Source organism: Tardiphaga sp. 709, assembly GCF_032401055.1.
Classification (GTDB): domain Bacteria; phylum Pseudomonadota; class Alphaproteobacteria; order Rhizobiales; family Xanthobacteraceae; genus Tardiphaga.
The window spans coordinates 1855035-1877504 of the sequence record NZ_CP135529.1; the positions used below are offsets into that span (position 1 = coordinate 1855035).

Here is a 22470-nt window from a genome sequence, read left to right on the forward strand (position 1 = left end):
CATTTGCCCATTCGCTCCGGGCATGGGGGGCCGTGTCACACCGCTGACATTTGCATCGGTCCATAACCGTGGACCCATTCGATACAAGCGGAGCTACCATGACCGAACATTCCCTCGACGACGCGCAAGCAATCCACGACCGCATTCGTGCAGAGATGCTGGACGGCTTCGACGAAGAACTCGAGCTCGAGATCGATGACGATCGTCTCGACGCCCTGACCAACGAAATGTCCGACCACAGCCCGGCGGAGACCATCGAGCGACGCCTCTATTTCAAGGAACTGTTCCGCCTGCAGGGCGAGTTGGTGAAGTTGCAGAGCTGGGTGCAGCAGAACAAGCTCAAGGTCGTGGTGATCTTCGAGGGTCGCGATTCCGCTGGCAAGGGTGGCGTCATCAAGCGGATCACCCAGCGGCTCAATCCGCGCGTCTGCCGCGTTGCCGCACTCCCCGCGCCGAATGAGCGCGAACGCACCCAATGGTACTTCCAGCGTTACGTCTCGCACCTTCCCGCCGGCGGCGAGATCGTGCTGTTCGATCGTAGCTGGTACAACCGCGCCGGCGTCGAGCGCGTGATGGGTTTCTGCACCGAAGATGACGTGGAGGAATTCTTCCGCTCGGTGCCGGAATTCGAACGCATGCTGGTGCGCTCGGGCATCATCCTGGTCAAATACTGGTTCTCGATCACCGATGAAGCGCAGCACCTGCGCTTCTCGATGCGTATCGCCGATCCGCTCAAGCAGTGGAAGCTCAGCCCGATGGATGTCGAGGCGCGCACCCGCTGGGAGCAATACACCAAGGCAAAGGAAGCGATGCTCGAGCATACGCATATTCCGGAAGCCCCGTGGCATGTGGTGCAGGCCGTCGACAAGAAGAAGGCCCGCCTGAACTGCATCGCGCATCTGCTCGAACAGCTTCCCTATCAGGAGGTCGAGCATCCGCCTGTGGTTCTGCCTGCACGCGTGCGCAATCCCGACTATCACCGCACGCCGGTGCCAGCCGAAATGTATGTGCCGGAGCGGTACTAGCCCCACAGTCGGCAGATCGCGTGCCGTTTTTCGGGCAGGCCGAGCCTAACGCAACCGCAATATTCTTTTGAATAAAAGTCATCCGACGCCCACGACAGAGGGCGTCGGATGACGTCGCGCAGATTTTACCGCGATTTATCCGACAGACACGCTCGCGCGACATACAAACCAATGTATAGTCCTGCTGCATCTTATTGCTGCTTTTGAAATGATGACCGTACGCCTATAGTACCGTCGTTGGTCGATGACGAACCATTCGCCATTGCATCATCGAGTCGAGCAAACGGGGGTCTCACTGTGGCAAATCTCAATATCAACGGCGAGCAGAAGTCCTTCGACGCACCAGACGACATGCCTCTGCTCTGGGTGCTGCGCGATATTCTCGGCATGACCGGCACAAAATTCGGCTGCGGCGTTGCGCTATGCGGAGCATGCACCGTGCATGTCGACGGCAGGGCCGTGCGCTCCTGTCTGCTGCCGGTCAGTGCGGTGAGCGGACGCGCCATCACCACAATCGAAGGTGTCGGCGCCACACCGGTCGGCGCCAAGGTGCAGAAAGCCTGGCTCGATCTCGAAGTCATTCAATGCGGCTACTGCCAATCCGGACAGATCATGTCAGCGGCGGCGCTCCTCGCTTCTACGCCGACCCCCGACGATTCTGACATCGATGCCGCCATGGCCGGAAATATCTGTCGCTGCGGCACCTATGTCCGGGTGCGTGAAGCCATCAAGCATGCTGCCTCCGAACGGCAAACCTAGGAGTCGGCCATGAAACTTGCAGACAACATGCTTGTTGCGGCCAGTCCTGCAAACAAGCCTTCTGGCCTGTCACGGCGCAATTTGCTCGCTGGCGCCTTTGCCGGCGGCTTTATGTTCGCCTTCCAGCTTCCGGTCCGCGCGGCCAATGAGCCGACGCAACCTCCCGATACGACGGAGGGCAAATTCGCCCCCAACGCGTTCATCCGCATCGACACTACCGGCAAGACGACACTGGTGATGCCGCAAGTCGAGATGGGGCAAGGCATCTATACCGCCATCGCTATGATCCTCGCCGAAGAGCTCGACGCCGACTATGCGCAGATCACGCTGCAACATGCGCCGCCCAGCGACAAGCTCTACGGCAATCCAATTTTCATCATCCAGGCGACCGGCGGATCGACTTCGGTGCGCGCATTCTGGAAACCGCTGCGCAATGCCGGTGCAACCGCGCGTGCGATGCTGGTGCAAGCCGCAGCCGAACAGTGGCAGGTCGAACCTGCGAGCTGCACGGCGTCGAATGGGCAAGTGATGCATACGGCCAGCGGGCGCAAACTGTCCTATGGCGAGTTGTGCGACGCCGCCGGCAAACTCACACCGCCGAAGGACGTCGCGCTCAAGGACCCGAAAGACTTCTCGGTGATCGGCAAGCCGCTGAAGCGCTTCGACACACCGGACAAGGTCAACGGCAAGACGATCTACGGTATCGACGCGATGGTGCCGGGCATGACATTCGCGACGCTGGCACAGTGCCCGGTGTTCGGCGGCAAACTCGCCAAGGTCGATGACCGCGCGGCGAAGAGGATTCCGGGCGTGCGGCAGATCGTGGTGCTCGACGACCTCGTGGCCGTGGTCGGCGACCACATGTGGGCCGCCAAGTCTGGGCTCGAAGCACTCGACATCACCTGGGACGAAGGGCCCAACGCGAAGATCAGTTCGAAGGACATCTGGGCGCATTTGCGCACGGCCAGCGAGACGGACGGCGTGATCGCCAAATCCGTCGGCGACATCGCTAAGGGTCTCGCGACCGGCGAACGGATCGACGCGTCCTACGAGATGCCGTTCCTTGCGCACGCGACCATGGAGCCCTTGAATTGCACGGTGCACTTCAAGGGAGATTCCTGCGAGGTCTGGACGGGCACGCAGATCATGTCGCGGGTGCAATCCGAAGCCGCCAAGGCCGCGGGCCTGCCGGTCGACAAGGTGACGGTCAACCAGCACATGATCGGTGGTGGCTTCGGCCGCAGGCTTGAGCCTGACATGGTGGTGACGGCGGTGCGCATCGCCAAACAGGTCAATGGACCGGTCAAAGTGGTGTGGACCCGCGAAGAGGACATCCAGCACGACATTTATCGCCCCGTCTATCGCGACAACATCTCGGCGACCCTGTCGAACGGCAAAGTGGTCGGCTTCAAGTACAAGATCGCCGGCTCGGCCGTGATCGCGCGTTGGCTGCCGCCTGCGTTCCAGAAGGGCATCGACATCGACGCCATCGATAGTGCTGCGGACCAGCCGTACGACTTCCCGCATTTCCAGTGCGAATATGTCCGTGTCGAACCGCCGGCGGTGCCGACCGGCTTCTGGCGCGGCGTCGGCCCGAACAACAATGTGTTCGCGATCGAGAGCTTCATGGATGAGCTCGCTCGCAAGGCCGGCAAGGATCCCGTCGTGTTCCGGCGTGAATTGCTCGGCAAGGCGCCGCGGATGCTGGCGGCCCTCAATCTCGCGGCAGAGAAGGCCAACTGGGGTCAGCCGCTGCCACCGCGTGTCGGACGCGGCGTGAGCATCCAGCCCACCTTCGATACCTCGATCGCGACTGTGGTCGAAGCGGAGATCGATTCGCAGGGTGAAATTCGTCTGCGTCAGGTCAACGTGGCGGTCGATACCGGCATCGCTGTCAATCCTGACACCATCGTGGCGCAGATCGAAGGCGGCATCGTGTTCGGCCTCACAGCCGCACTTTATGGCGATATCACCATCGAGAAGGGACGCGTGCAGCAGTCCAATTTCCACGACTACCGCATGCTTCGGATCGACCAGATGCCGAAAATCAATGTCCACCTCATCAAGAGTGGCGAAGCGCCCGGCGGCATAGGCGAGTGCGGCGTGATCGGCGGACCGCCGGCACTGCGTAATGCGATTTATGCCGCGACTGGCGTTGCGTTGCGGAGGATGCCGATCGACCGCGATGCGATCGCCGAGAGGAAGAAGTCATGACGCCCGCCGCACGTCGCATTCTCGGCAGCGTCATTGTGATCGGTGTCGTGGCTGCAGCCGGCGCCGCGCTCTATGTGCGCGGTCCCGGACCGATGGCCTTCTCTGGTGGGCCGAAAGTGGCGCTGGCGGACTACAAGGGCGCTAATCCGACCGGCGCTCCCGCCAACATGACCAACGCCAGCCCGATCGAGCGCGGCGAATATCTCGCACGTGCGGCGGATTGCATGGTCTGCCACACTGCGCCCGGCGGAAAGGAATATGCCGGGGGCTTCGCATTCAAACTGCCGTTCGGCACGCTGTATTCGACCAATATCACGCCGGACAAAGAGACAGGCATCGGCAACTACACCGATCAGCAGTTTCTCGACGCCGTTCGAAGCGGCAAGCGCCACGACGGCGCCCGCCTCTATCCGGCAATGCCCTATACGTCCTACACCTACATGACCGATGCGGACACGCTCGCGGTCAAGGCCTATCTGTTCAGCCTCGCACCGGTGCGCGCAGCGCCGCCTGAGAATACGCTTGCCTTTCCGTTCAATCAGCGCTGGGCAATGACGTTCTGGTCGGCATTGTTCAATCCCGATACGCGCTTCGAACCCGATACGTCGCAAAGCCCGGAATGGAACAGGGGCGCCTATCTCGTCGAGGCGCTGGCGCATTGCGGCGAATGCCACACGCCGCGCAATCTCGGCTTCGCGCTCGACAACCGCAAGAAATTCGCTGGCGCCCTAACCGCCGGATGGCGGGCCTTCAATATCACCTCGGACAAGACGACAGGCCTTGGCGGCTGGAGCGACGACGATGTCGTTTCCTATCTGTCGATCGGACATGCCAAAGGTCATGGCACCGCTTCAGGGCCGATGGGCGAAGCGGTGGACCACAGCTTCAGCAAGATGGCGCCGACGGATATCAAGGCGATGGTCGCATTCCTGCGCACAGTGCCGGCGCTGCCCTCGCCTGATCTGCCCGCGAAACTCGCGCCACCCGCACCGCCCTCGCACAGAGACGGCATGACAGCGAATGCGCTTGGCAAGACGGTCTTCCAGGGCGCCTGCGTGAGCTGCCATGGCTGGACAGGCGAGAGCGCACTCTCGCCCATGGCCACGCTGACTGGCGCGTGGGCCGTTAACGATCCCGGCGCGACGAACGTGGCGCAGATCGTGATCTCCGGCACCAAGCGGCATACGCCGCAAGGCGCACTCTCGATGCCAGCTTTTGGCAAGAGCCATTCAGATACGGAGATCGCGGCTGTCGCGAATTACGTGACCGCGCGCTTCGGCAGCAAGGGATCGCAGATCACGGCAAGCGACGTCGCGGATTTGCGCAAGCAGACGGAGCAGTAGGCCGAACTAGTTCAGCCAGAACTCGGGCACGGCCTGCGACAGACGCCCACCGAGCCGCACCGGCGCAACGCGCAATGCAAGCCCTGTCTTGTCGTCGGTTTCGACTGCAACGCCCGACAAGGTCGCCGGGCCGAAGGCGGGCTCGAAGCGGCCGGAGGGAATGCCGGTCGTGAAGCGCCTGACAGGCTCTTCCTTCTGCATACCGATCACGGAATCATAGTCGCCGGTCATGCCTGCATCGGTCATGTAAGCTGTGCCGCCGGACAGGATTTGATGATCGGCGGTCGGCACATGCGTATGCGTGCCGACGACGAGGCTCACGCGGCCATCGCAGAAGTAACCCATGCCCTGCTTCTCGCTCGAGGCTTCGCCATGGAAATCCACCACGATGGCGTCCGCGGCTTCCACCAGCGGACAGGCATCGATCTCCTTGCCGACAGCGCTGAACGGATCGTTGAGTGGCTCCATGAAGACACGCCCCATGGCGTTGATCACGAGCGCACGCGCACCATTCTTGGCGTCGATCAGCGCAGCACCGCGGCCCGGGGTGTGGCGCGGGAAGTTCAACGGACGGATCAGACGCGGCGCGCGTTCGATGAACACCAGCGCCTCTTTCTGATTCCAGGCGTGATTGCCGAGCGTCACCGCATCGGCGCCGGCGTCGACAAGATCATTATAGATCGTCTCGGTGATACCGAAGCCGCCGGCGGCGTTCTCGCCATTGATGATGACAAGATCGAGCTTCCAGTCGCGGATCAGGCCGGGCAGTTTTTCGAGGATCACCACGCGGCCGGTTTTGCCGACCACGTCGCCGATGAAGAGAATACGCAAGTCAGATGCTCCGAAAATCGATCGTCCGGGTTTCGGTTAGCACATAATCCAGCGCCACGTCGTGTGGCTGCATGGGAATGGCCCCGATTTCCTGGGTGTCGAAGGCCACGCCTATGGAGATAAAGGGCTTGATGGCGTGCAGTTGCGAGAAAGTGCGGTCGTAATGCCCCGCGCCATAGCCAATGCGGTGGCCGGCGCGGTCGAAGGCCGCGAGTGGTACCAGCAGGATATCGGGGATCAGTGGCGGCGCTTCCGGTGCTGGTTCCGGAATGCCTAGTGAACCGCGTACCAGCGCGTCGTTCGGGCTCCAGAGCCGGAACATCAGGGGCTCATCACGGGCGATGATCACCGGCAGCGCCAGTCGCGCACCCTGGGCGGCGAGATGCTGCATCAACGGGATCGGATCGATTTCGCTGCGGATGGGAGAATAGCCGGCGACGATGTCGCCGGCCCTGACCGGGAAAGGCAGCCCACGCGCTGCGATGGCTTGTGCGGCTGCCGACCGTTCGGCCTCGCTCAGCGCCGTGCGGCGTGCCAGCGCGGCGATGCGGAGCTCAATCTTTGTCGGAGTGGGCGGCGTGTCGGACATGCCGCACGATATTCTGCCCGCCGGGCCTATGAAAGCACGGGACGCCCTTCACCCTCATCTTTGTCGCGTGAGGTTAAGATGCACGGCGAAAGCCCGCAAACGGCCGGAGCCATCAGAAAAGTAAAAGTGCGAAGCCACGATGGCCGTTGAAGCACTCGATCCCGGAGCACCTACGAAAGTAGGTGGGCACCATGTGACCAGGTCCACGGACCTGGTCAGGGACAGTTCCCTGAAGGATCGATAAGGCCCCGGGGATATATGGCTCCTGACGCGCGACGCAGCCTCGCCTGAGCAATGTAGGGGTTATGAGACGGATGCGCCAGTGCCCGCTTGGCATCAAAGCCTGCGTTATCCAATAGCAACGCCGCCGCCGATGGTGCGGTTGAGCACCTGCGTGGTCTTCTCGATCCGCTCTGCCGCAGCATTCAGGGCCGCGGCAACCGCCGTCTGCGTCGCCCGCGCGCGGTCCGCGGCGACCACGCGCACATCGCGCAATGCGGCGAGTTCTTCCTGCAGGGCACGGATCTGCTGATTGGCATCGACCAGTTCGTCGGCAATGGTCAGCGCCGCCATCACCGTCAACCGCGCATCCCCGATCTCACCGAATTTGCCACGCAGGTTTTCGACGCGGGATTCAAGACTTTCCGCCAGCCGCAGCAGGCGGGTTTCCTGCCCCTCCTCACAGGCCATGCGGTATTGCCGGCCATTGATGGTGACGTTAACGTGGCTCATCTCGCTTTACTCATGCGCGTTGTCAGTCGCCAGCACCGCGCGAATGGTGCCGATGGCGGTATCGAGCTTGTCGGCGATGTCGCGGTTGGCGCGCTCCAGCCGGCGCGATTTCACCAGCGTGCCATCGAGCTCATCCGCCAGCCGGGACCGGTCGGCGCCGAGCGCCTGAATACGGGTGGCCAGCTCATCCTCGTCGCGATCCGCCTCACGGCGGCGCTCGACCGCACTTTCCAGAGCATCCAGCGCCGCCATCAACCGCCGCGTGGCAGCGTCGATCTCGGCCGCACCACCATTGGCGGGATCGGAGGCTGCGAGATGGGCGGGGCGTTCGATCATACTGGGTTACGCGGGACCTTGGGTGTGATGCGACCGGAGCTCAAAAACCACGGCTCCGCAAGCCTTTAGGCCCTGAAACTTAGGTTGCAAGCGAGCCGGACGCAACGCCGCTTAAAAGCTATGCACCGCAAAGCCGACAAAAACCGCCGGTAGATATCCACAGACCAGAACTGTCCGGGAGACCTTGGACTCCCAGGAACCCAGATGCTATCCACCAGTTTCTCCTAAGCGATCCCAACATCTCGCTGCAGACCGCCCCTACTCGCGGACGCAAAATATTCCATTCCCTTCAAGTTAGACGGAAACCGACATGGCGCAGGTTGATCACTCGAAAATGGCCAACGCGATTCGTGCCCTCGCCATGGACGGCGTGGAAAAGGCCAAATCCGGTCACCCTGGGCTGCCTATGGGCGCCGCCGACGTCGCCACCGTGCTGTTTACGCAGTTCCTCAAATTTGATGCAGCCGATCCGAAGTGGCCGGATCGCGATCGCTTCATCCTCTCGGCCGGCCACGGCTCGATGCTGCTCTATGCCCTGCTCTATCTGACGGGCAACAAGGAGATGACCCTCGATCAGCTGAAGAACTTCCGCCAGCTGCATTCGAAGACCCCCGGGCACCCTGAGAATTTCCATACTTCAGGTGTCGAGACCACCACTGGTCCGCTCGGACAGGGCATCGCCACGTCGGTCGGCTTCGCGCTCGCCGAGCGCATGCTGGCCGCCGAATATGGCGACGTGGTCGATCACTACACTTACGTGCTGTGCTCCGATGGCGACCTGATGGAAGGCGTCAGCCATGAAGCGATGGCACTTGCCGGTCATCTCAAGCTGTCGAAGCTGATCTTCCTCTATGACGACAACGGCATTTCGATCGACGGTCCGCTGACGCTCGCCGATAGTGTCGACCAGGTTGCGCGCTTCAAGGCCCATGGCTGGAATTCCGAGCATGTCGATGGCCACGATCAGAGTGCCATCGCTGCAGCCATCAAGCGTGCGCAAGCCTCCGACCGTCCATCGATGATCGCCTGCAAGACCACTATCGGCTTCGGCGCGCCGAAGAAGGCCGGCACCTCGAAGGCGCATGGCGAACCGCTTGGCGCGGAAGAACTCGCTGGCGCCAAGAAGGCGCTGGGATGGGATTACGGCCCGTTCGAAGTGCCGGATGACGTGCTGACCGCATGGCGCAATGTCGGCAAGCAGGGCGCATCGGCGCATGCTGACTGGACCAAGCGTTTCGAGGCGCTGCCGGACGACAAACGCGCCGAATTCACTCGCCGTAACGATCACGTTCGGCCGGCCGCCATGGAAGATGCGATCCGTCAGCTCAAGAAGAAGCTGGTCGACGAACCGCAGACCGTCGCGACCCGCAAGGCGAGCGAACTCGCACTGGAAGCGCTGGTGCAGGTCGTACCGGAGATGGTGATCGGCTCCGCCGATCTCACGCCGTCGAACAATACCCGCACCAAGCACGCCATCGAGGTGAAGCCTGGCGATTTCGCCGGTCGCTACATTCACTACGGCATCCGCGAAATGGGTATGGCCGCCGCCATGAACGGCATCGCGCTGCATGGCGGATTCATCCCGGCGGGCGCGACCTTCATGTGCTTCACCGACTATGCACGCCCGGCGATGCGCATCTCGGCGCTGGCGCAGATCCCGGTCATCTACATCATGACCCACGACTCGATCGGCCTCGGCGAAGACGGCCCGACCCATCAGCCGGTGGAGCATCTGGCGGCGATGCGCGCGATGCCGAACATGCGCGTGTTCCGCCCCGCGGATACGGTCGAGACCGCCGAATGCTGGCAGCTCGCCATGGAGAAGACCAACGGCCCGACCATGCTGGCCCTGTCGCGCCAGAACTTGACGCCGGTACGCACCACGCATCATGACAACAATCTCTGCGCCACCGGCGGCTATGAGCTGATCGCGGCCAAGGGCAAACCCGCCGTGTCGATCTTCGCCTCGGGTTCGGAAGTCGAGATCGCAGTCGCTGCGCAGAAGCAACTGGCCGACAAGGGCATCGCGACGCGGGTCGTATCGGTCCCCTCGCTCGAACTACTGCTGGAGCAGCCTGAAGAGCGCCAGAAGGCCATCATCGGCGACGCGCCGATCAAGATCGCCGTCGAAGCCGCGGTCCGGTTCGGCTGGGATGCCGTGATCGGACACGATGGCACCTTCATCGGCATGAAGGGTTTCGGCTCGAGCGCGCCAGCCAAGGAGCTCTACAAGCTGTTCGGCATCACGGCCGAGGCCGTGGTCGAGGCTGCAACCAGCAAGCACAACGCGGCTTAACTCTATCGGAACGCTGGTAAATTTGACACATTGCACCAGCGTTCCATTCAGGGCATGAAACGCCCGTCACACGTCACTATATGAAGGCCCTCACGCGAGGTTTGAGCCTAATAAAAGGGAGAAGTTGAATGGCAGTCCGGGTTTCGATCAACGGTTTTGGCCGCATCGGCCGCAACGTCCTGCGGGCGATCTACGAGTCCAAGCGCACCGACATCGAAGTCGTCGCCATCAACGATCTGGGTCCGGTTGAAACCAACGCCCACCTGTTGCGCTTCGACAGCGTGCATGGCCGCTTCCCCGGCGACGTCACCGTCGATGGCGACAGCATCCAGCTTGGCAACGGCAACAAGATCAAGGTCACTGCGGTGCGCGATCCGAACACGCTGCCGTGGAAGGATCTCGGCATCGATATCGCGCTCGAATGCACCGGCATCTTCAGCGCCAAGGCGAAGGCGACGTCGCATCTGACCGCAGGCGCCAAGCGCGTGCTGGTTTCGGCTCCGTCCGATGGTGCTGATGCCACGATCGTCTACGGCGTCAACCACAAGACCCTGACCAAGGAGCATCTGGTCGTTTCCAACGGTTCGTGCACCACCAACTGCCTGGCGCCTGTCGCCAAGGTGCTGAACGAGACCGTCGGTATCGAAACCGGCTTCATGACCACGATCCACGCTTACACCGGCGACCAGCCGACGCTGGACACGCTGCACAGCGATCTCTATCGCGGCCGCGCCGCTGCGATGTCGATGATTCCGACCTCGACCGGCGCCGCGAAGGCCATCGGCCTCGTGATGCCCGAACTGGCCGGCAAGCTCGACGGCGTTTCGATCCGCGTGCCGACCCCGAACGTCTCCGTGGTCGATCTCAAGATCATCGCCAAGAGGAGCACCACCAAGGAAGAGATCAACGAAGCGATCAAGAAGGCTGCGGCCGGCGAGCTGAAGGGCGTGCTCGGCACCACTTCGCACCCGAACGTGTCGATCGACTTCAATCACGATCCGCATTCGTCGACCTTCGCCTTCGACCAGACCAAGGTGCAGAATGGCACGCTGGTGCGCGTGCTCTCCTGGTACGACAACGAGTGGGGTTTCTCCAACCGCATGGCCGATACCGCCGTCGCGATGGGCAAGCTGCTCTAAGGCAAGAGCGTTATCCCGGGCGCAGCACAAGACGCCGCGTCCGGGAGCCAACGAATGTAGCGGTCCCCGCTTCGCGGCGCGCCGCTGTGCGCTGACCTGCGTTTGGGGACACAACATCATGACCAATTCTTTCCGCACCCTCGACGACGTCGATGTGAAGGGCAAACGCGTTCTCGTGCGCGTCGATCTCAACGTGCCCATGGATGGTGGCAAGGTTACCGACGCAACGCGTCTCGAACGTATCGCGACGACCATCACCGAAATTTCCGACAAGGGCGGCAAGGTCATCCTGCTCGCGCATTTTGGCCGCCCCAAGGGCCGCGACGACAAGAACTCATTGAAGCCCGTGGCTGCGGCACTTGCCGATGTGATCAAGAAGCCGGTCGCCTTTGCGGACGACTGCGTTGGCGACGTCGCAGCCAAGGCCGTTGGCGCCATGAAGGACGGCGACATTCTCTGCCTTGAGAACACGCGCTTCCATTCCGCTGAGGAGAAGAACGATCCGGCTTTCGTCGCCGAACTCGCCAAGCTTGGCGATATCTGGGTCAACGATGCATTCTCGGCTGCACATCGCGCCCACGCCTCCACCGAAGGCCTCGGCCACAAGTTACCCGCCTATGCCGGCCGCACCATGCAGGCCGAGTTGGACGCCCTCGGCAAGGCGCTGGACGCGCCGACCAAGCCGGTGATCGCCATCGTCGGCGGCGCCAAGGTGTCGTCGAAGATCGATCTCCTCGAAAATCTCGTCACCAAGGTCGATGCACTCGTGATCGGTGGCGGCATGGCCAACACCTTCCTGCATGCGCAGGGTGTCAAGGTCGGCAAGTCGCTGTGCGAAAAGGATCTGGCGGCCACTGCCCTGCGGATCATCGACAAGGCCGAAGCTTCCGGTTGCGCCATCATCCTGCCAGTGGACGCCATCGTCGCATTCCACTTCGCCGCCAACACACCGTCTCACGCCTACGGCCTCGATGCGATCCCAGATGAGGGCATGATCCTCGATGTCGGTCCGCAGTCGATCGAACGCATCAACGCAGCGATCGACGATGCCGCCACGCTGGTCTGGAATGGCCCGGTCGGAGCGTTTGAAATGACTCCGTTCGACCGCGGCACGGTTGCCGGCGCCAAACACGCAGCGACGCGCACCAAGGCGAAGAAGCTGATTTCAGTAGCCGGCGGCGGCGACACGGTGGCCGCGCTCAATCACGCCGGCGTCGCCGATGACTTCTCCTACATCTCGACGGCCGGTGGCGCCTTCCTCGAATGGATGGAAGGCAAGCCGCTGCCGGGTGTGGAAGTGCTGAAGAAGTAGTAGCGGTAAATTTTTGCCCGCAAGACTTGTAGGCGCCGCAATGTTTATGGTATGTTCTTTCCATGAGCGAGAACGTGCAAACAGCAATGTTCGAGATCCTGAAGAAAATTCAGGGCGATATCACTTTGGTTAGGACCGACATCGGTCAGTTTAAGCTGGATACCGAAACTCACTTTGAACGCATTGAGACCTTGGTTCGCAAGCGACGGCGCTGCGATGCTGGTCATGATGCGTTCGGCGGCCGGTGATTTTGAGGAGCGGCTCGCAGCCGTCGAGCAGCAAATTGCGTTGCTCGACGCGCGGGAGCACTAACGTTTCAGGAATTCCATTAGCTGGAACGCTGGGCCATCGTGGCGATTAACGTTGGCTGTATGCGCGACCGATGGCGTCTTGGATTCGCCGTCTCCTCGCGCTAAGAGCCATACATCCCTCGGCGCGGCGTTTGCGCCTGTCCCAATTTACAAGGAGCTTCCTGCATGGCCCGTATTACGTTGCGTCAACTGCTCGATCACGCGGCAGAACACGATTACGGAGTGCCGGCCTTCAACATCAACAATATGGAACAGGCGCTGGCGATCATGGAGGCTGCATCCGGTGTCGATGCGCCGGTGATCATCCAGGCCTCCCGCGGCGCCCGCTCCTACGCCAACGACATCATGCTCAAGCACATGATGGACGCAGTCACCGAAATCTATCCGCATATTCCCGTTTGCGTGCATCTCGACCACGGCAACGAAGCTGCAACCTGCATGACCGCAATCCAGGCCGGATTCACCTCGGTGATGATGGATGGTTCGCTGAAGGCAGACGGCAAGACGGCGGCGGACTGGGACTACAATGTCGGCGTGACCAAGACAGTAACGGACATGGCGCATCTCGGCGGCATCTCGGTGGAAGGCGAGCTCGGCGTGCTCGGCTCGCTGGAGAGCGGCATGGGCGAAGCCGAAGACGGCCACGGCGCCGAGGGCCAGCTGTCACATGACCAGTTGCTGACCAATCCCGATGAGGCCGTGAAGTTCGTGAAGGAGACGCAGGTCGACGCACTGGCGATCGCCATGGGCACTTCGCACGGCGCCTACAAGTTCACCCGCAAGCCGGACGGCGATATCCTCGCCATGAACGTGATCGAGGAAATCCACCGCAAGCTGCCGAACACACATCTGGTGATGCACGGCTCGTCCTCGGTCCCGCAGGACCTACAGGACATCATCAACAAATTCGGCGGCCAGATGAAGCCCACCTGGGGCGTCCCGGTGTCGGAAATCCAGCGCGGCATCAAGCACGGCGTCCGCAAGATCAACATCGACACCGACAACCGCATGGCCATGACCGGCCAGATCCGCAAGGTGCTGAGCGAAAACCCCAGCGAATTCGATCCGCGCAAATATCTGAAGCCGGCGATGGAAGCGATGGTGAAGCTCTGCAAGCAGCGCCTGCAGGAATTCAATACCGCCGGCCAAGCCAGCAAGATCAAAAAGGTGCTGACCACGGCCGAAATGGCCAAGCGTTACGCATCGGGCGAGCTGAACGCGAAGATCGCCTGAGCCCAAACTGCCAATTGACTGCCATTCAGCCTGCCATACAGCCTATGGCAGGCTGAATTTTTGCCGGAATCGGATGCGGACGGGCTCATTGGCCGGCCAGATGCTCGGATTTTGCCCGAGAACGGTCTAGATTGACCTGCAGGACTAGCCCGCTCAGGACATGCCCATGAATCTCGCCGAACTGAACAAAATCGCCCGCGCCATGACCGCGCCGGGCAAGGGCTTGCTTGCCGCAGATGAATCGTCAGGCACGATCAAGAAGCGCTTCGATGCGATCAGCGTCGAGTCGACCGAGGACAACCGCCGCGATTATCGTGAAATGCTGTTTCGCTCGCGCGAGGCGATGAGCAGCTACATTTCCGGCGTGATCCTCTACGACGAGACCATCTGGCAAAACGCCAAGGATGGCACGCCGCTGGTGCGGCTGATCGAGGAAGCCGGCGCCATTCCCGGCATCAAGGTCGATGAGGGCACGCAGGCACTGCCGAACTGTCCCGGTGAGCTGGTCACAGCAGGCCTCGACAAGCTCGCCGAGCGTCTTGCCAAATATTACGCACGCGGCGCGCGCTTCGCGAAGTGGCGCGCGGTGATCGATATCGGTGCCGGCATTCCCTCGATGACCGCAATCTCCGTCAACGCGCATGCGCTCGCCCGCTATGCCGCGCTATGCCAGGCCGCACAGATCGTCCCAATCGTCGAGCCCGAAGTGCTGATGGATGGCGATCACGACATCGACCGCTGTGTCGAAGTCACGCAGCGCGTACTCAACAAGACGTTCCAGGAATTGCGGGTCCAGCGGGTCGCGCTGGAAGGCATGATCCTGAAGCCGAACATGGCCGTCTCGGGCAAGAAGTCGAAGACGCAGGCTGTTGTGGCTGAAGTGGCCGAGAAGACCGTGCGCATGCTGAAGAACTGCGTGCCCGCATCCGTGCCCGGCATCGCATTCCTCTCCGGCGGCCAATCCGACGAAGATGCAACTGCGCATCTCGATGCCATGAACAGGATCGATGGCCTGCCCTGGCCACTGACATTCTCCTATGGCCGCGCGCTTCAGGCAGCGCCGCAAAAGGCGTGGTCCGGCAAAGCCAACAATGTGCCCGCAGGTCAGCAGGCCTTCACCCATCGTGCACACATGAATTCACTCGCCAGCAAGGGCGAGTGGACGACTGATCAAGAACAGAAGGCGCTATAATCTTGGCTTCCAAACCCGTCCCGCCACCGCCGATGCCGCGCCTCTATCTCGCGACGCCCATCGTCGAGGATCCGTCAGTGCTGGCGGCGAACCTGCCTGCTCTTCTTGAGAGAGCAGATGTCGCTGCCGTCCTGGTGCGACTGGCGACGACCGACCAGCGCACCATGATCACGCGTATCAAGGCGCTGGCGCCTGTCATCCAGACCAGCGGCGCCGCGATGCTGGTCGAAGGCAATGTCGAGCTCGTCGCACGCGGCGGCGCCGATGGCGCGCATCTGCCCGGTCTTGCTCCGTTGCAGGATGCACTGCCCTCACTGAAGCCCGATCGCATTGCAGGCTGCGGCGGACTGTCGACACGCCATAACGCGATGGCTGCAGGCGAAGCCGGTGCCGACTACGTGTTGTTCGGCGAACCCGACCCCAAGGGCCAGCGCCCATCGACCGAAGCGATCACTGAACGCCTGCAGTGGTGGGCCGAATTGTTCGAACCGCCTTGCGTGGGCTTCGCCGCTACGCTCGATGAGGCCAGGGAATTCGCAGCTGCCGGCGCTGACTTCGTGCTGGTCGGCGACATCATCTGGAACGACACGCGCGGTGCTGCTCCAGCCTTGATGGACGCAGAGAAGGCAATCCAGCAGGGATACGCGACGCTCGTCTCAGGGCAGTCCAAGGTCGAACAGGAATAACGCCGGAATGAAAATTCTGCGTTCCCTCACTGTACTTGCCGGCTGCCTGACCTGGGCAGCCAGCGCGACCGCGCAGATTTCGCTGACACCGCCGGGGGTGCAGACGCCGCCACCGGCTGCAAGCAAGGCAGCGCCAAAAAAGGCGCCGGCACCAGCGAAAGCGCCGACAGCAGCGAAGAAAGCTCCTACGCCGTCTGCTGAAAAGCCCGCGCAGCCTGCAGAAGCTGCACCAACCGACCCCAATGCCGATCTGGTCTATGGCGCCTACCAACGCGGTCAGTACAAAACCGCTTTCGACCTCGCCAGCAAGCGCGCGCAGGAGAACAACGACCCGAAGGCGATGACCATGCTCGGCGAACTCTATGCCAATGCATTGGGCGTCAAACGCGACTATGCGAAAGCTGCTGAATGGTATCAGCGCGCGTCGGAGCGCGGCGACCGCGAGGCCATGTTCGCACTGGCGATGCTGCGACTGTCGGATCGCGGCAATGTCGGCAAACGCGATGAGGCCGTGAAGCTACTGGCGTCCTCCGCCAAACTCGGCAATCCGAAGGCCGCCTATAATCTGGCGTTGCTCTATCTCGACGGGCAGACGCTGCCGCAGGACGTCAAGCGCTCGGCCGAACTGCTCCGCGTTGCCGCCGATGCCGGTAACCCCGAAGCGCAATACGCGCTGGCGACGTTCTACAAGGAAGGCACCGGCGTCGAGAAAAGCATCGACAAGGCGGTCCGCCTGCTCCAGGCAGCGTCGCTGGCCGACAATGTCGACGCCGAGGTCGAATATGCCATTGCGCTCTATAACGGCACGGGAACCCCCAAGAACGAGGCTGCGGCCATCGCCCTGCTCCGCAAAGCCTCCAAACAGAACAGCCCGATCGCCCAGAATCGCCTCGCCCGGGTGCTGGCGCTCCGCACCAATACAGACGACCGGCTGGAAGGTCTGAAATGGCACATCGTCGCCAAAACCGCCGGAAAGGGCGACCTGATGCTCGACGAGCTTCTGGCCCAGGCCACCCCCGAGGAAAAGACCAAGGCCCAGGAAGCCGCCAAGAAGTGGCTGGGCACGACCCAGAAATGACCCCTCTAGCGATCTTGCCTTGACGAGATGCCGCCCGCAGGGCACCCATCGCCTCAGCAACCCCCAATCAGACCTGCCGTCAGGTCGTCGTGAAACGAACGCATGATCAATTCAGCCCTTATGAACGTGATGGTGAAAGCCGCGCGCCGCGCCGGCCGCAGCCTGAAACGCGACCTCGGCGAGATCGAGAACCTGCAAGTCTCGATGAAGGGCCCTGCCAATTTCGTCAGCCTCGCCGACAAGCGGGCCGAGGAGATGCTCTATACGGACCTCAACAAGGCCCGCCCGGGCTATGGCTTCCTCGGCGAAGAAGGCGGCAACCGCGAGGGTACTGACAAGAGCCATACCTGGATCGTCGATCCGCTCGATGGCACCACCAACTTCCTGCACGGCATCCCGCAATTCGCAGTCTCGATCGGTCTGGCGCGCGAAGGTCAGGTGATTGCCGGCCTGATCTACAATCCGGCCAATGACGAACTCTATATGGCCGAGAAGGGCTCGGGCGCGTTCCTCAACGACACCCGCCTGCGCGTCGCCGGCCGCAAGCAGCTCAACGAATGCGTCATCGCCTGCGGCCTGCCGCATATCGGCCGCGGCGACTTCGAATTGTCACGCAACGAAATGGCCGCGTTGCAGCCGAAGGTCGCCGGCCTGCGCCGCTTCGGCGCGGCCTCGCTCGATCTGGCCTTCGTCGCAGCCGGTCGCCTCGATGGCTATTGGGAGCGCAACTTGCAGCCTTGGGATATCGCTGCCGGCCTGATCCTAATCAAGGAAGCCGGCGGTACTGTTGGCGATATCAATGGCGGTGATGTGCTGACGACCGGCAACGTCGTTGCCGGCAACGAGTTCGTCCACGGCGCTCTGACGAAGATCCTGCGGCCGCTGACGAAGTAAGATTGATCGCTCGAATAGAAAAAGCCCGGATGGCGTTGCGCCATCCGGGCTTTTTGTTTGATTGCCTTAGCTGTGCGACACGGACGGCGATGCGGTCGGCTCGTCCTGCTTTGCTTCTTCCGTCTTCGGCGCCTTGTCCGGCGAGAACAGCCGCTGCACCGACACGAAGAACACCGGCACCATCAGCAGCGCCAGGATCACCACCGCGATCATGCCGCCGGTCACCGACGTACCAAGCGCCTGCTGGCTGGCACCGCCGGCGCCCGATGCAACGACCATTGGCAACACGCCGCAGATAAAAGCGAGACCGGTCATCACAATCGGGCGGAAGCGCAGGAAGCAGGCTTCCATCGTGGCATCCACCAGCGACTTGCCCTGAGCGCGCAGGTCCTTGGCGAATTCGATAATCAGAATCGCGTTCTTGGCCGCCAGACCGATGATCGTAATCAGACCCACCGTGAAATACACGTCGTTCGGCAGGCCGCGCAAATTCGCCGCCAGCACGGCGCCAACGATGCCGAGCGGCACGGTCATCAGCACGGCCACCGGGATCGTCCAGCTCTCATAAAGCGCTGCGAGCACCAGGAACACCACCAGCGCCGACAGCGCGAGCAGGAACGGCGCCTGCGAGCCCGATAGCTTCTCCTGCAGCGACTGGCCGGTCCACTCGAAGCCGAAACCGCGCGGCAACAGGCCCGACAGACGCTCCATCTCCTTGATGGCGTCGCCGGACGTGAAGCCGGGCCGTGCTTCGCCGGAAATTCGCACCGCTGGATAGAAGTTGAAGCCGGCGATCTGGGTCGGACCCTTTGCCCATTCCACCGTGGCAAAGGACGAGAATGGCACCAGTTGTCCTCGACTATTCTTGACATTGTAGTTCAGGATGTCAGCCGCGTTCATCCGGTTGGCGGCCTCGGACTGCACCACGACGCGCTGCATACGGCCGCGGTTCGGGAAGTCGTTGATGTAGTTCGAGCCGAGATTGGTCGAGATCGTGCTGTTGATGTCCTCGAAGGTGACGCCGAAGGCGCCGGCCTTTTCACGGTCGATCATCAGATTGACCAATGGCGCCGGTGGCAGACCTTCGACGAACACCTTCTGCAGCACCGGGCTGGCATTGGCGTCCGCAATCAGCTTGTCGGACGCGGCATTAAGGGCAACAAAACCCTTCTGGCCACGATCCTGCAGGCGGAAGCTGAAGCCTGATGAGTTGCCGAGGTTATCGATCGGCGGCGGCTGCAAAGCGGAGATCTTGGCGTCGCGGATCGACGACAATTCCCGATTGATATCGTTGACAAGCGCCGCGGCGGAATCGCCGGGCAGGCGTTCAGCCCAGTCCTTCAGGGTGATAAAGGCCTGCGCGGTGTTCATGCCCTGCCCGAGGAAGCTGAAGCCGGTGAGGAACACGACGCTCTCGATGCCGGAACGCTTCTTCAGATATTCCTCGACCTTTTCGATGGCACTTTCAGTGCGGGCGAACGACGAGTCCGACGGCGTCTGCACGTCAGTGGTGATGAAGCCCTGATCGTCGATCGGCAGAAAGCCGCCGGGCATCCGCATGAAGCCCCAGGTCAGTCCCACCAGCAGCGCGACATAGACTATCAGCAAGCGTCCGGTGCGCTGGATCGACCACCCCACTGTCCTTGAATAGCCGTCGCGGGTGGCGTCGAGCTTGCGATTGAACCAGCCGAACACGCCCTTCTTGGCATGGCCGTGTCCTTCCTTGATCGGCTTCAGGAAGGTTGCGCAAAGCGCCGGCGTCAGCGACAGCGCCAGCAGTGCGGAGAACGCGATCGAAGCGACCATGGTGACCGAGAACTGGCGGTAGATGATGCCCACCGAGCCGGGGAAGAACGCCATCGGCACGAACACGCCGATCATCACCAGCGTGACGCCGATGATGGCGCCGGAGATCTGGCCCATCGCCTTCTTGGTGGCTTCCTTCGGCGGAAGCCCTTCCTCGCTCATGATACGCTCGACGTTCTCGACCACGACGATGGCATCGTCGACGAGGATGCCGACGGCCAGCACCATGCCGAACATGGTCAGCATGTTGATCGAATAGCCGGCCAACAACAGCATCGTGCAGGTACCGAGCAGCGCGATGGGCACGACGATGGTCGGGATCAGCGTGTAGCGGAAATTCTGCAGGAAGATGAACATCACGATGAAGACGAGAACAACCGCCTCGATCAGCGTCATCACCACCTTCATGATCGATGCTTTGACCACCGGCGTGACGTTGTACGGAATGTCGTAAGCGATGTTAGCAGGGAAGAAGTTCGACAGCTCCTTCATCTTGGTTTCGATGGCGGACGCCGTCGCCAGCGCGTTGCCCTTCGGGGACATCAACACCGACAGGCCGGCCGTCGGCTGGCCGTTCAGGCGTGTGGTGAACTGGTAGCTGAGGCCGCCGATCTCGATACGGGCGACGTCGCGCAGCCGCACGGTCGAGCCGTCGGAATTGGCGCGTAGCACGATGGCGCCGAATTCTTCCGGCGTTGAGAGCTGGCCCTTCACGAGCACAAGCGACGACGTCTTGGTGGTAGCTGTCGACGGCTCGGCGCCGACGCTGCCCGAGGCAACCTGGGCGTTCTGTGCGGTGATGGCCTTGTTCACGTCGTCGGAGGTCAGATTGTAGCCAACGAGTTTGGCGGGATCGACCCAGACGCGCAGCGAGCGCTCGGTGGAATACAACGAGGCACGGCCGACGCCGGGGATACGACGAATTTCGCCAAGGATGTTGCGGATCATGAAGTCGCCGAGGCCGACTTCATCCAGGCTGTTATCGGTGGAGCGCAACGTGATGATGTTCAGCACCGCGGCAGAGGCTTCCTCGACCAGGATGCCCTGCTGAATCACGGCACGCGGCAGACGCGCTTCCACGCGCTTCAGGCGGTTCTGCACTTCGACTGACGCCTGGCTAGTATCGGTGCCGGGCTGGAAGTTCGCGATGATTTCGACGGCACCCAGCGAGTCGCTGGTCGATTCGAAGTTCAGGATGCCCGCAGCGCCGTTGAGCTCCTCTTCAATCAGCCGCGTCACGCTGTTGTAGAGATTCTCCGGCGACGCACCGGGATAACTGGTCGAGATCGAAATCGATGGCGGCGCGATGATCGGATACTGCGCAATCGGCAGCTGCGGAATCGCGATGGCGCCGAAAAGACAAATGAAAAGCGCGACGACCCAGGCAAAAATCGGCCTGTCGATGAAAAAACTAGCCATGTCGATTTACTCAGGGACGCGCTTGAGTGGTTTTCTGCCCCTCGGGCGGAACGCCCGCAGTGGCATTCGCATCAGTCCAGGCGGTCGCCTTGACCTTGTCGCCTGCAGCGAATTTCTGGAAGCCCTCGACCACGACGCGCTCGCCGCCCTTCAGGCCTTCAGTCACGAACCACTGACCGTCCTGCACGGCACCCGTTCGTACCATCTGGACCGCAACATGACCGTCATCCTTGACGACGAACACTTCGGCGCCCCCGCCACCATTGCGCTGAACGGCCTGCTGCGGAACCGCGATGGCGTCGGTGTCGATGCCCTGCTCGATCTGCACACGGACATACATGCCCGGTAACAGCTCACGCTTCGGGTTCGGAAATTCGCCGCGCAGCGTTACCTGACCCGTGAAGGTGTCGACCTTGGCTTCGGAGAACAGCAGCTTGCCCGGCAGCGAATAGAGCGTGCCGTCGTCAAGCATCAATCTCACCTTGGCCGCGCCAGGCGCGATCCGTTCGAGATCGCCGGTCTCGAAAGAGCGGCGCAAGTTATTCAGTTCGGACACCGACTGCGTGAAATCGGCATAGATCGGATCGAGCTGCTGAATGGTGGCGAGATTCGTATTGTCGTTCTGCGCAAGCAGCGCACCTTCGGTCACCAGAGCGGCTCCGACAATGCCGTCGATCGGCGCGCGGATGGTTGCATAGTCCAGATTGAGGCGCGCACGCGCGACGTCGGCTTTCTTGGATGCAATCTCGGCTTCAGCCTGACGCTGCGCACCGACTGCCTTCTCGGCTTCCGCTTCGGAGACTGCTTTCTGCAGTGCAAGACCCGACACGCGCTTGGCCTGCATCGACGCGAGGTCATAGGCAGCTTCCGCCTTGTGAAGCGACGCCTTTGCGGACTGCAGTTCCACCTCGAACGGCTTCGGATCGATGCGATACAGCGTGTCACCCGCCTTCACCTCGGTGCCCTGATGAAACGCGCGCTCGATGATAATGCCCGACACACGCGAGCGCACATCGGCAACGCGCGTCGGCGCGATACGTCCGGGCAATTCGCGAACCAGCGCACGTCGCTGTTGCGTGACTGAAATAATGCTGACTTCAGGCTCGCTCACCTGCGGCGGCGCTGACGCCACCGCGTCCTTGGGTTCGTTGCATCCTGCGAGCACGGGCGCGAGTCCCGCCAGCAGAAGCGCGAAGCCTGCAGAGCGTGCGTTCAACATCGTCATTTACTTTGATATCCCAAGTTGCGAATTCGAACATGCATCAACGGATACGC

General features: G+C 61.9%; 19 protein-coding genes and 1 other RNA gene. 13 read left to right on the top strand and 7 right to left on the bottom strand.

Going from position 1 to position 22470, the window contains the following annotated elements:
• The first annotated feature begins 98 nt into the window (after positions 1-98).
• The 4 genes from ppk2 (at position 99) to RSO67_RS09355 (ending at position 5341) form a co-directional block, all read left to right on the top strand.
• A complete protein-coding gene (ppk2, locus tag RSO67_RS09340; RefSeq protein ID WP_092144861.1) occupies positions 99-1025 on the top strand; it encodes a polyphosphate kinase 2 in 927 nt (308 codons plus the stop codon).
• Positions 1026-1376: 351 nt separating this feature from the next.
• Entirely contained in the window at positions 1377-1784 is a 408-nt protein-coding gene (locus RSO67_RS09345; protein WP_315844208.1) for a (2Fe-2S)-binding protein, read from the top strand.
• 9 nt (positions 1785-1793) lie between these two features.
• Positions 1794-3998, top strand: a complete 2205-nt coding sequence (locus RSO67_RS09350; RefSeq protein WP_315843258.1) for a xanthine dehydrogenase family protein molybdopterin-binding subunit — start codon at positions 1794-1796, stop codon at positions 3996-3998.
• The gene (locus RSO67_RS09355; RefSeq protein ID WP_315843259.1) at positions 3995-5341 is read left to right on the top strand and encodes a cytochrome c; all 1347 of its coding nucleotides are present in this window, start codon (positions 3995-3997) and stop codon (positions 5339-5341) included. The genes RSO67_RS09350 and RSO67_RS09355 overlap by 4 nt, the downstream gene beginning before the upstream one ends.
• A gap of 6 nt (positions 5342-5347) precedes the next feature.
• Here the strand turns inward: RSO67_RS09355 and RSO67_RS09360 are convergent, their stop codons facing one another.
• From RSO67_RS09360 to RSO67_RS09380, 5 genes are all read right to left on the bottom strand, one after another.
• On the bottom strand, positions 5348-6172 hold the full coding sequence (locus RSO67_RS09360; RefSeq protein ID WP_315843260.1) for a TIGR00282 family metallophosphoesterase: 825 nt from the start codon (positions 6170-6172) through the stop codon (positions 5348-5350).
• Position 6173: 1 nt separating this feature from the next.
• Positions 6174-6761 (bottom strand): 5-formyltetrahydrofolate cyclo-ligase, encoded by a 588-nt coding sequence (locus RSO67_RS09365; protein ID WP_315843261.1) that lies wholly within the window; start codon positions 6759-6761, stop codon positions 6174-6176.
• Between the two features lie 127 nt (positions 6762-6888).
• A non-coding RNA gene (gene ssrS, locus RSO67_RS09370) (6S RNA) lies at positions 6889-7048 on the bottom strand.
• 61 nt (positions 7049-7109) lie between these two features.
• Entirely contained in the window at positions 7110-7493 is a 384-nt protein-coding gene (locus RSO67_RS09375) for a cell division protein ZapA (RefSeq protein ID WP_068735170.1), read from the bottom strand.
• Positions 7494-7499: 6 nt separating this feature from the next.
• Positions 7500-7829 (bottom strand): DUF4164 domain-containing protein, encoded by a 330-nt coding sequence (locus tag RSO67_RS09380; protein WP_315843262.1) that lies wholly within the window; start codon positions 7827-7829, stop codon positions 7500-7502.
• Between the two features lie 310 nt (positions 7830-8139).
• On the opposite strand from RSO67_RS09380, the gene tkt reads away from it, so the two are divergent.
• The 9 genes from tkt (at position 8140) to RSO67_RS09425 (ending at position 17970) form a co-directional block, all read left to right on the top strand.
• Positions 8140-10125 carry a transketolase gene (gene tkt / locus RSO67_RS09385; protein WP_315843263.1) on the top strand — a complete coding sequence of 662 codons (1986 nt, stop codon included), beginning with the start codon at positions 8140-8142 and terminating at the stop codon, positions 10123-10125.
• Between the two features lie 128 nt (positions 10126-10253).
• A complete protein-coding gene (gene gap, locus RSO67_RS09390) occupies positions 10254-11264 on the top strand; it encodes a type I glyceraldehyde-3-phosphate dehydrogenase (protein WP_092144873.1) in 1011 nt (336 codons plus the stop codon).
• Between the two features lie 118 nt (positions 11265-11382).
• Positions 11383-12576 (top strand): phosphoglycerate kinase, encoded by a 1194-nt coding sequence (locus tag RSO67_RS09395; RefSeq protein ID WP_315843264.1) that lies wholly within the window; start codon positions 11383-11385, stop codon positions 12574-12576.
• A 62-nt stretch (positions 12577-12638) separates the two neighbouring features.
• Positions 12639-12824, top strand: coding sequence for a hypothetical protein (locus RSO67_RS09400; protein ID WP_315843265.1), 186 nt, complete (start codon positions 12639-12641; stop codon positions 12822-12824).
• A gap of 228 nt (positions 12825-13052) precedes the next feature.
• Positions 13053-14120 (top strand): class II fructose-bisphosphate aldolase, encoded by a 1068-nt coding sequence (fba, locus tag RSO67_RS09405; RefSeq protein ID WP_315843266.1) that lies wholly within the window; start codon positions 13053-13055, stop codon positions 14118-14120.
• A gap of 166 nt (positions 14121-14286) precedes the next feature.
• Positions 14287-15312, top strand: coding sequence for a class I fructose-bisphosphate aldolase (locus RSO67_RS09410; RefSeq protein WP_315843267.1), 1026 nt, complete (start codon positions 14287-14289; stop codon positions 15310-15312).
• Positions 15313-15314: 2 nt separating this feature from the next.
• Positions 15315-15998 (top strand): thiamine phosphate synthase, encoded by a 684-nt coding sequence (locus RSO67_RS09415; protein WP_315843268.1) that lies wholly within the window; start codon positions 15315-15317, stop codon positions 15996-15998.
• A 7-nt stretch (positions 15999-16005) separates the two neighbouring features.
• A complete protein-coding gene (locus RSO67_RS09420) occupies positions 16006-17076 on the top strand; it encodes a tetratricopeptide repeat protein (RefSeq protein WP_315843269.1) in 1071 nt (356 codons plus the stop codon).
• Between the two features lie 102 nt (positions 17077-17178).
• Positions 17179-17970: an inositol monophosphatase family protein gene (locus RSO67_RS09425; protein WP_089265396.1), complete on the top strand. Its 792-nt coding sequence runs from the start codon at positions 17179-17181 to the stop codon at positions 17968-17970.
• A 66-nt stretch (positions 17971-18036) separates the two neighbouring features.
• Here RSO67_RS09425 and RSO67_RS09430 read toward each other — a convergent pair whose 3' ends face one another.
• Positions 18037-21195, bottom strand: a complete 3159-nt coding sequence (locus tag RSO67_RS09430; RefSeq protein ID WP_315843270.1) for a multidrug efflux RND transporter permease subunit — start codon at positions 21193-21195, stop codon at positions 18037-18039.
• 10 nt (positions 21196-21205) lie between these two features.
• Positions 21206-22420: an efflux RND transporter periplasmic adaptor subunit gene (locus RSO67_RS09435; protein WP_315843271.1), complete on the bottom strand. Its 1215-nt coding sequence runs from the start codon at positions 22418-22420 to the stop codon at positions 21206-21208.
• Positions 22421-22470 lie beyond the last annotated feature (50 nt).

Coding starts and splice junctions, on each gene's coding strand:
- RSO67_RS09355 (WP_315843259.1), top strand. CDS start 3,995: ATGACGCCCGCCGCACGTCGCATTCTCGGCAGCGTCATTGTGATCGGT.
- RSO67_RS09400 (WP_315843265.1), top strand. CDS start 12,639: ATGAGCGAGAACGTGCAAACAGCAATGTTCGAGATCCTGAAGAAAATT.
- RSO67_RS09425 (WP_089265396.1), top strand. CDS start 17,179: ATGATCAATTCAGCCCTTATGAACGTGATGGTGAAAGCCGCGCGCCGC.
- RSO67_RS09380 (WP_315843262.1), bottom strand. CDS start 7,829: ATGATCGAACGCCCCGCCCATCTCGCAGCCTCCGATCCCGCCAATGGT.
- RSO67_RS09345 (WP_315844208.1), top strand. CDS start 1,377: ATGCCTCTGCTCTGGGTGCTGCGCGATATTCTCGGCATGACCGGCACA.
- fba (WP_315843266.1), top strand. CDS start 13,053: ATGGCCCGTATTACGTTGCGTCAACTGCTCGATCACGCGGCAGAACAC.
- RSO67_RS09435 (WP_315843271.1), bottom strand. CDS start 22,420: ATGACGATGTTGAACGCACGCTCTGCAGGCTTCGCGCTTCTGCTGGCG.
- RSO67_RS09350 (WP_315843258.1), top strand. CDS start 1,794: ATGAAACTTGCAGACAACATGCTTGTTGCGGCCAGTCCTGCAAACAAG.
- RSO67_RS09375 (WP_068735170.1), bottom strand. CDS start 7,493: ATGAGCCACGTTAACGTCACCATCAATGGCCGGCAATACCGCATGGCC.
- RSO67_RS09410 (WP_315843267.1), top strand. CDS start 14,287: ATGAATCTCGCCGAACTGAACAAAATCGCCCGCGCCATGACCGCGCCG.
- RSO67_RS09365 (WP_315843261.1), bottom strand. CDS start 6,761: ATGTCCGACACGCCGCCCACTCCGACAAAGATTGAGCTCCGCATCGCC.
- RSO67_RS09430 (WP_315843270.1), bottom strand. CDS start 21,195: ATGGCTAGTTTTTTCATCGACAGGCCGATTTTTGCCTGGGTCGTCGCG.
- RSO67_RS09420 (WP_315843269.1), top strand. CDS start 16,006: ATGAAAATTCTGCGTTCCCTCACTGTACTTGCCGGCTGCCTGACCTGG.
- ppk2 (WP_092144861.1), top strand. CDS start 99: ATGACCGAACATTCCCTCGACGACGCGCAAGCAATCCACGACCGCATT.
- RSO67_RS09395 (WP_315843264.1), top strand. CDS start 11,383: ATGACCAATTCTTTCCGCACCCTCGACGACGTCGATGTGAAGGGCAAA.
- gap (WP_092144873.1), top strand. CDS start 10,254: ATGGCAGTCCGGGTTTCGATCAACGGTTTTGGCCGCATCGGCCGCAAC.
- tkt (WP_315843263.1), top strand. CDS start 8,140: ATGGCGCAGGTTGATCACTCGAAAATGGCCAACGCGATTCGTGCCCTC.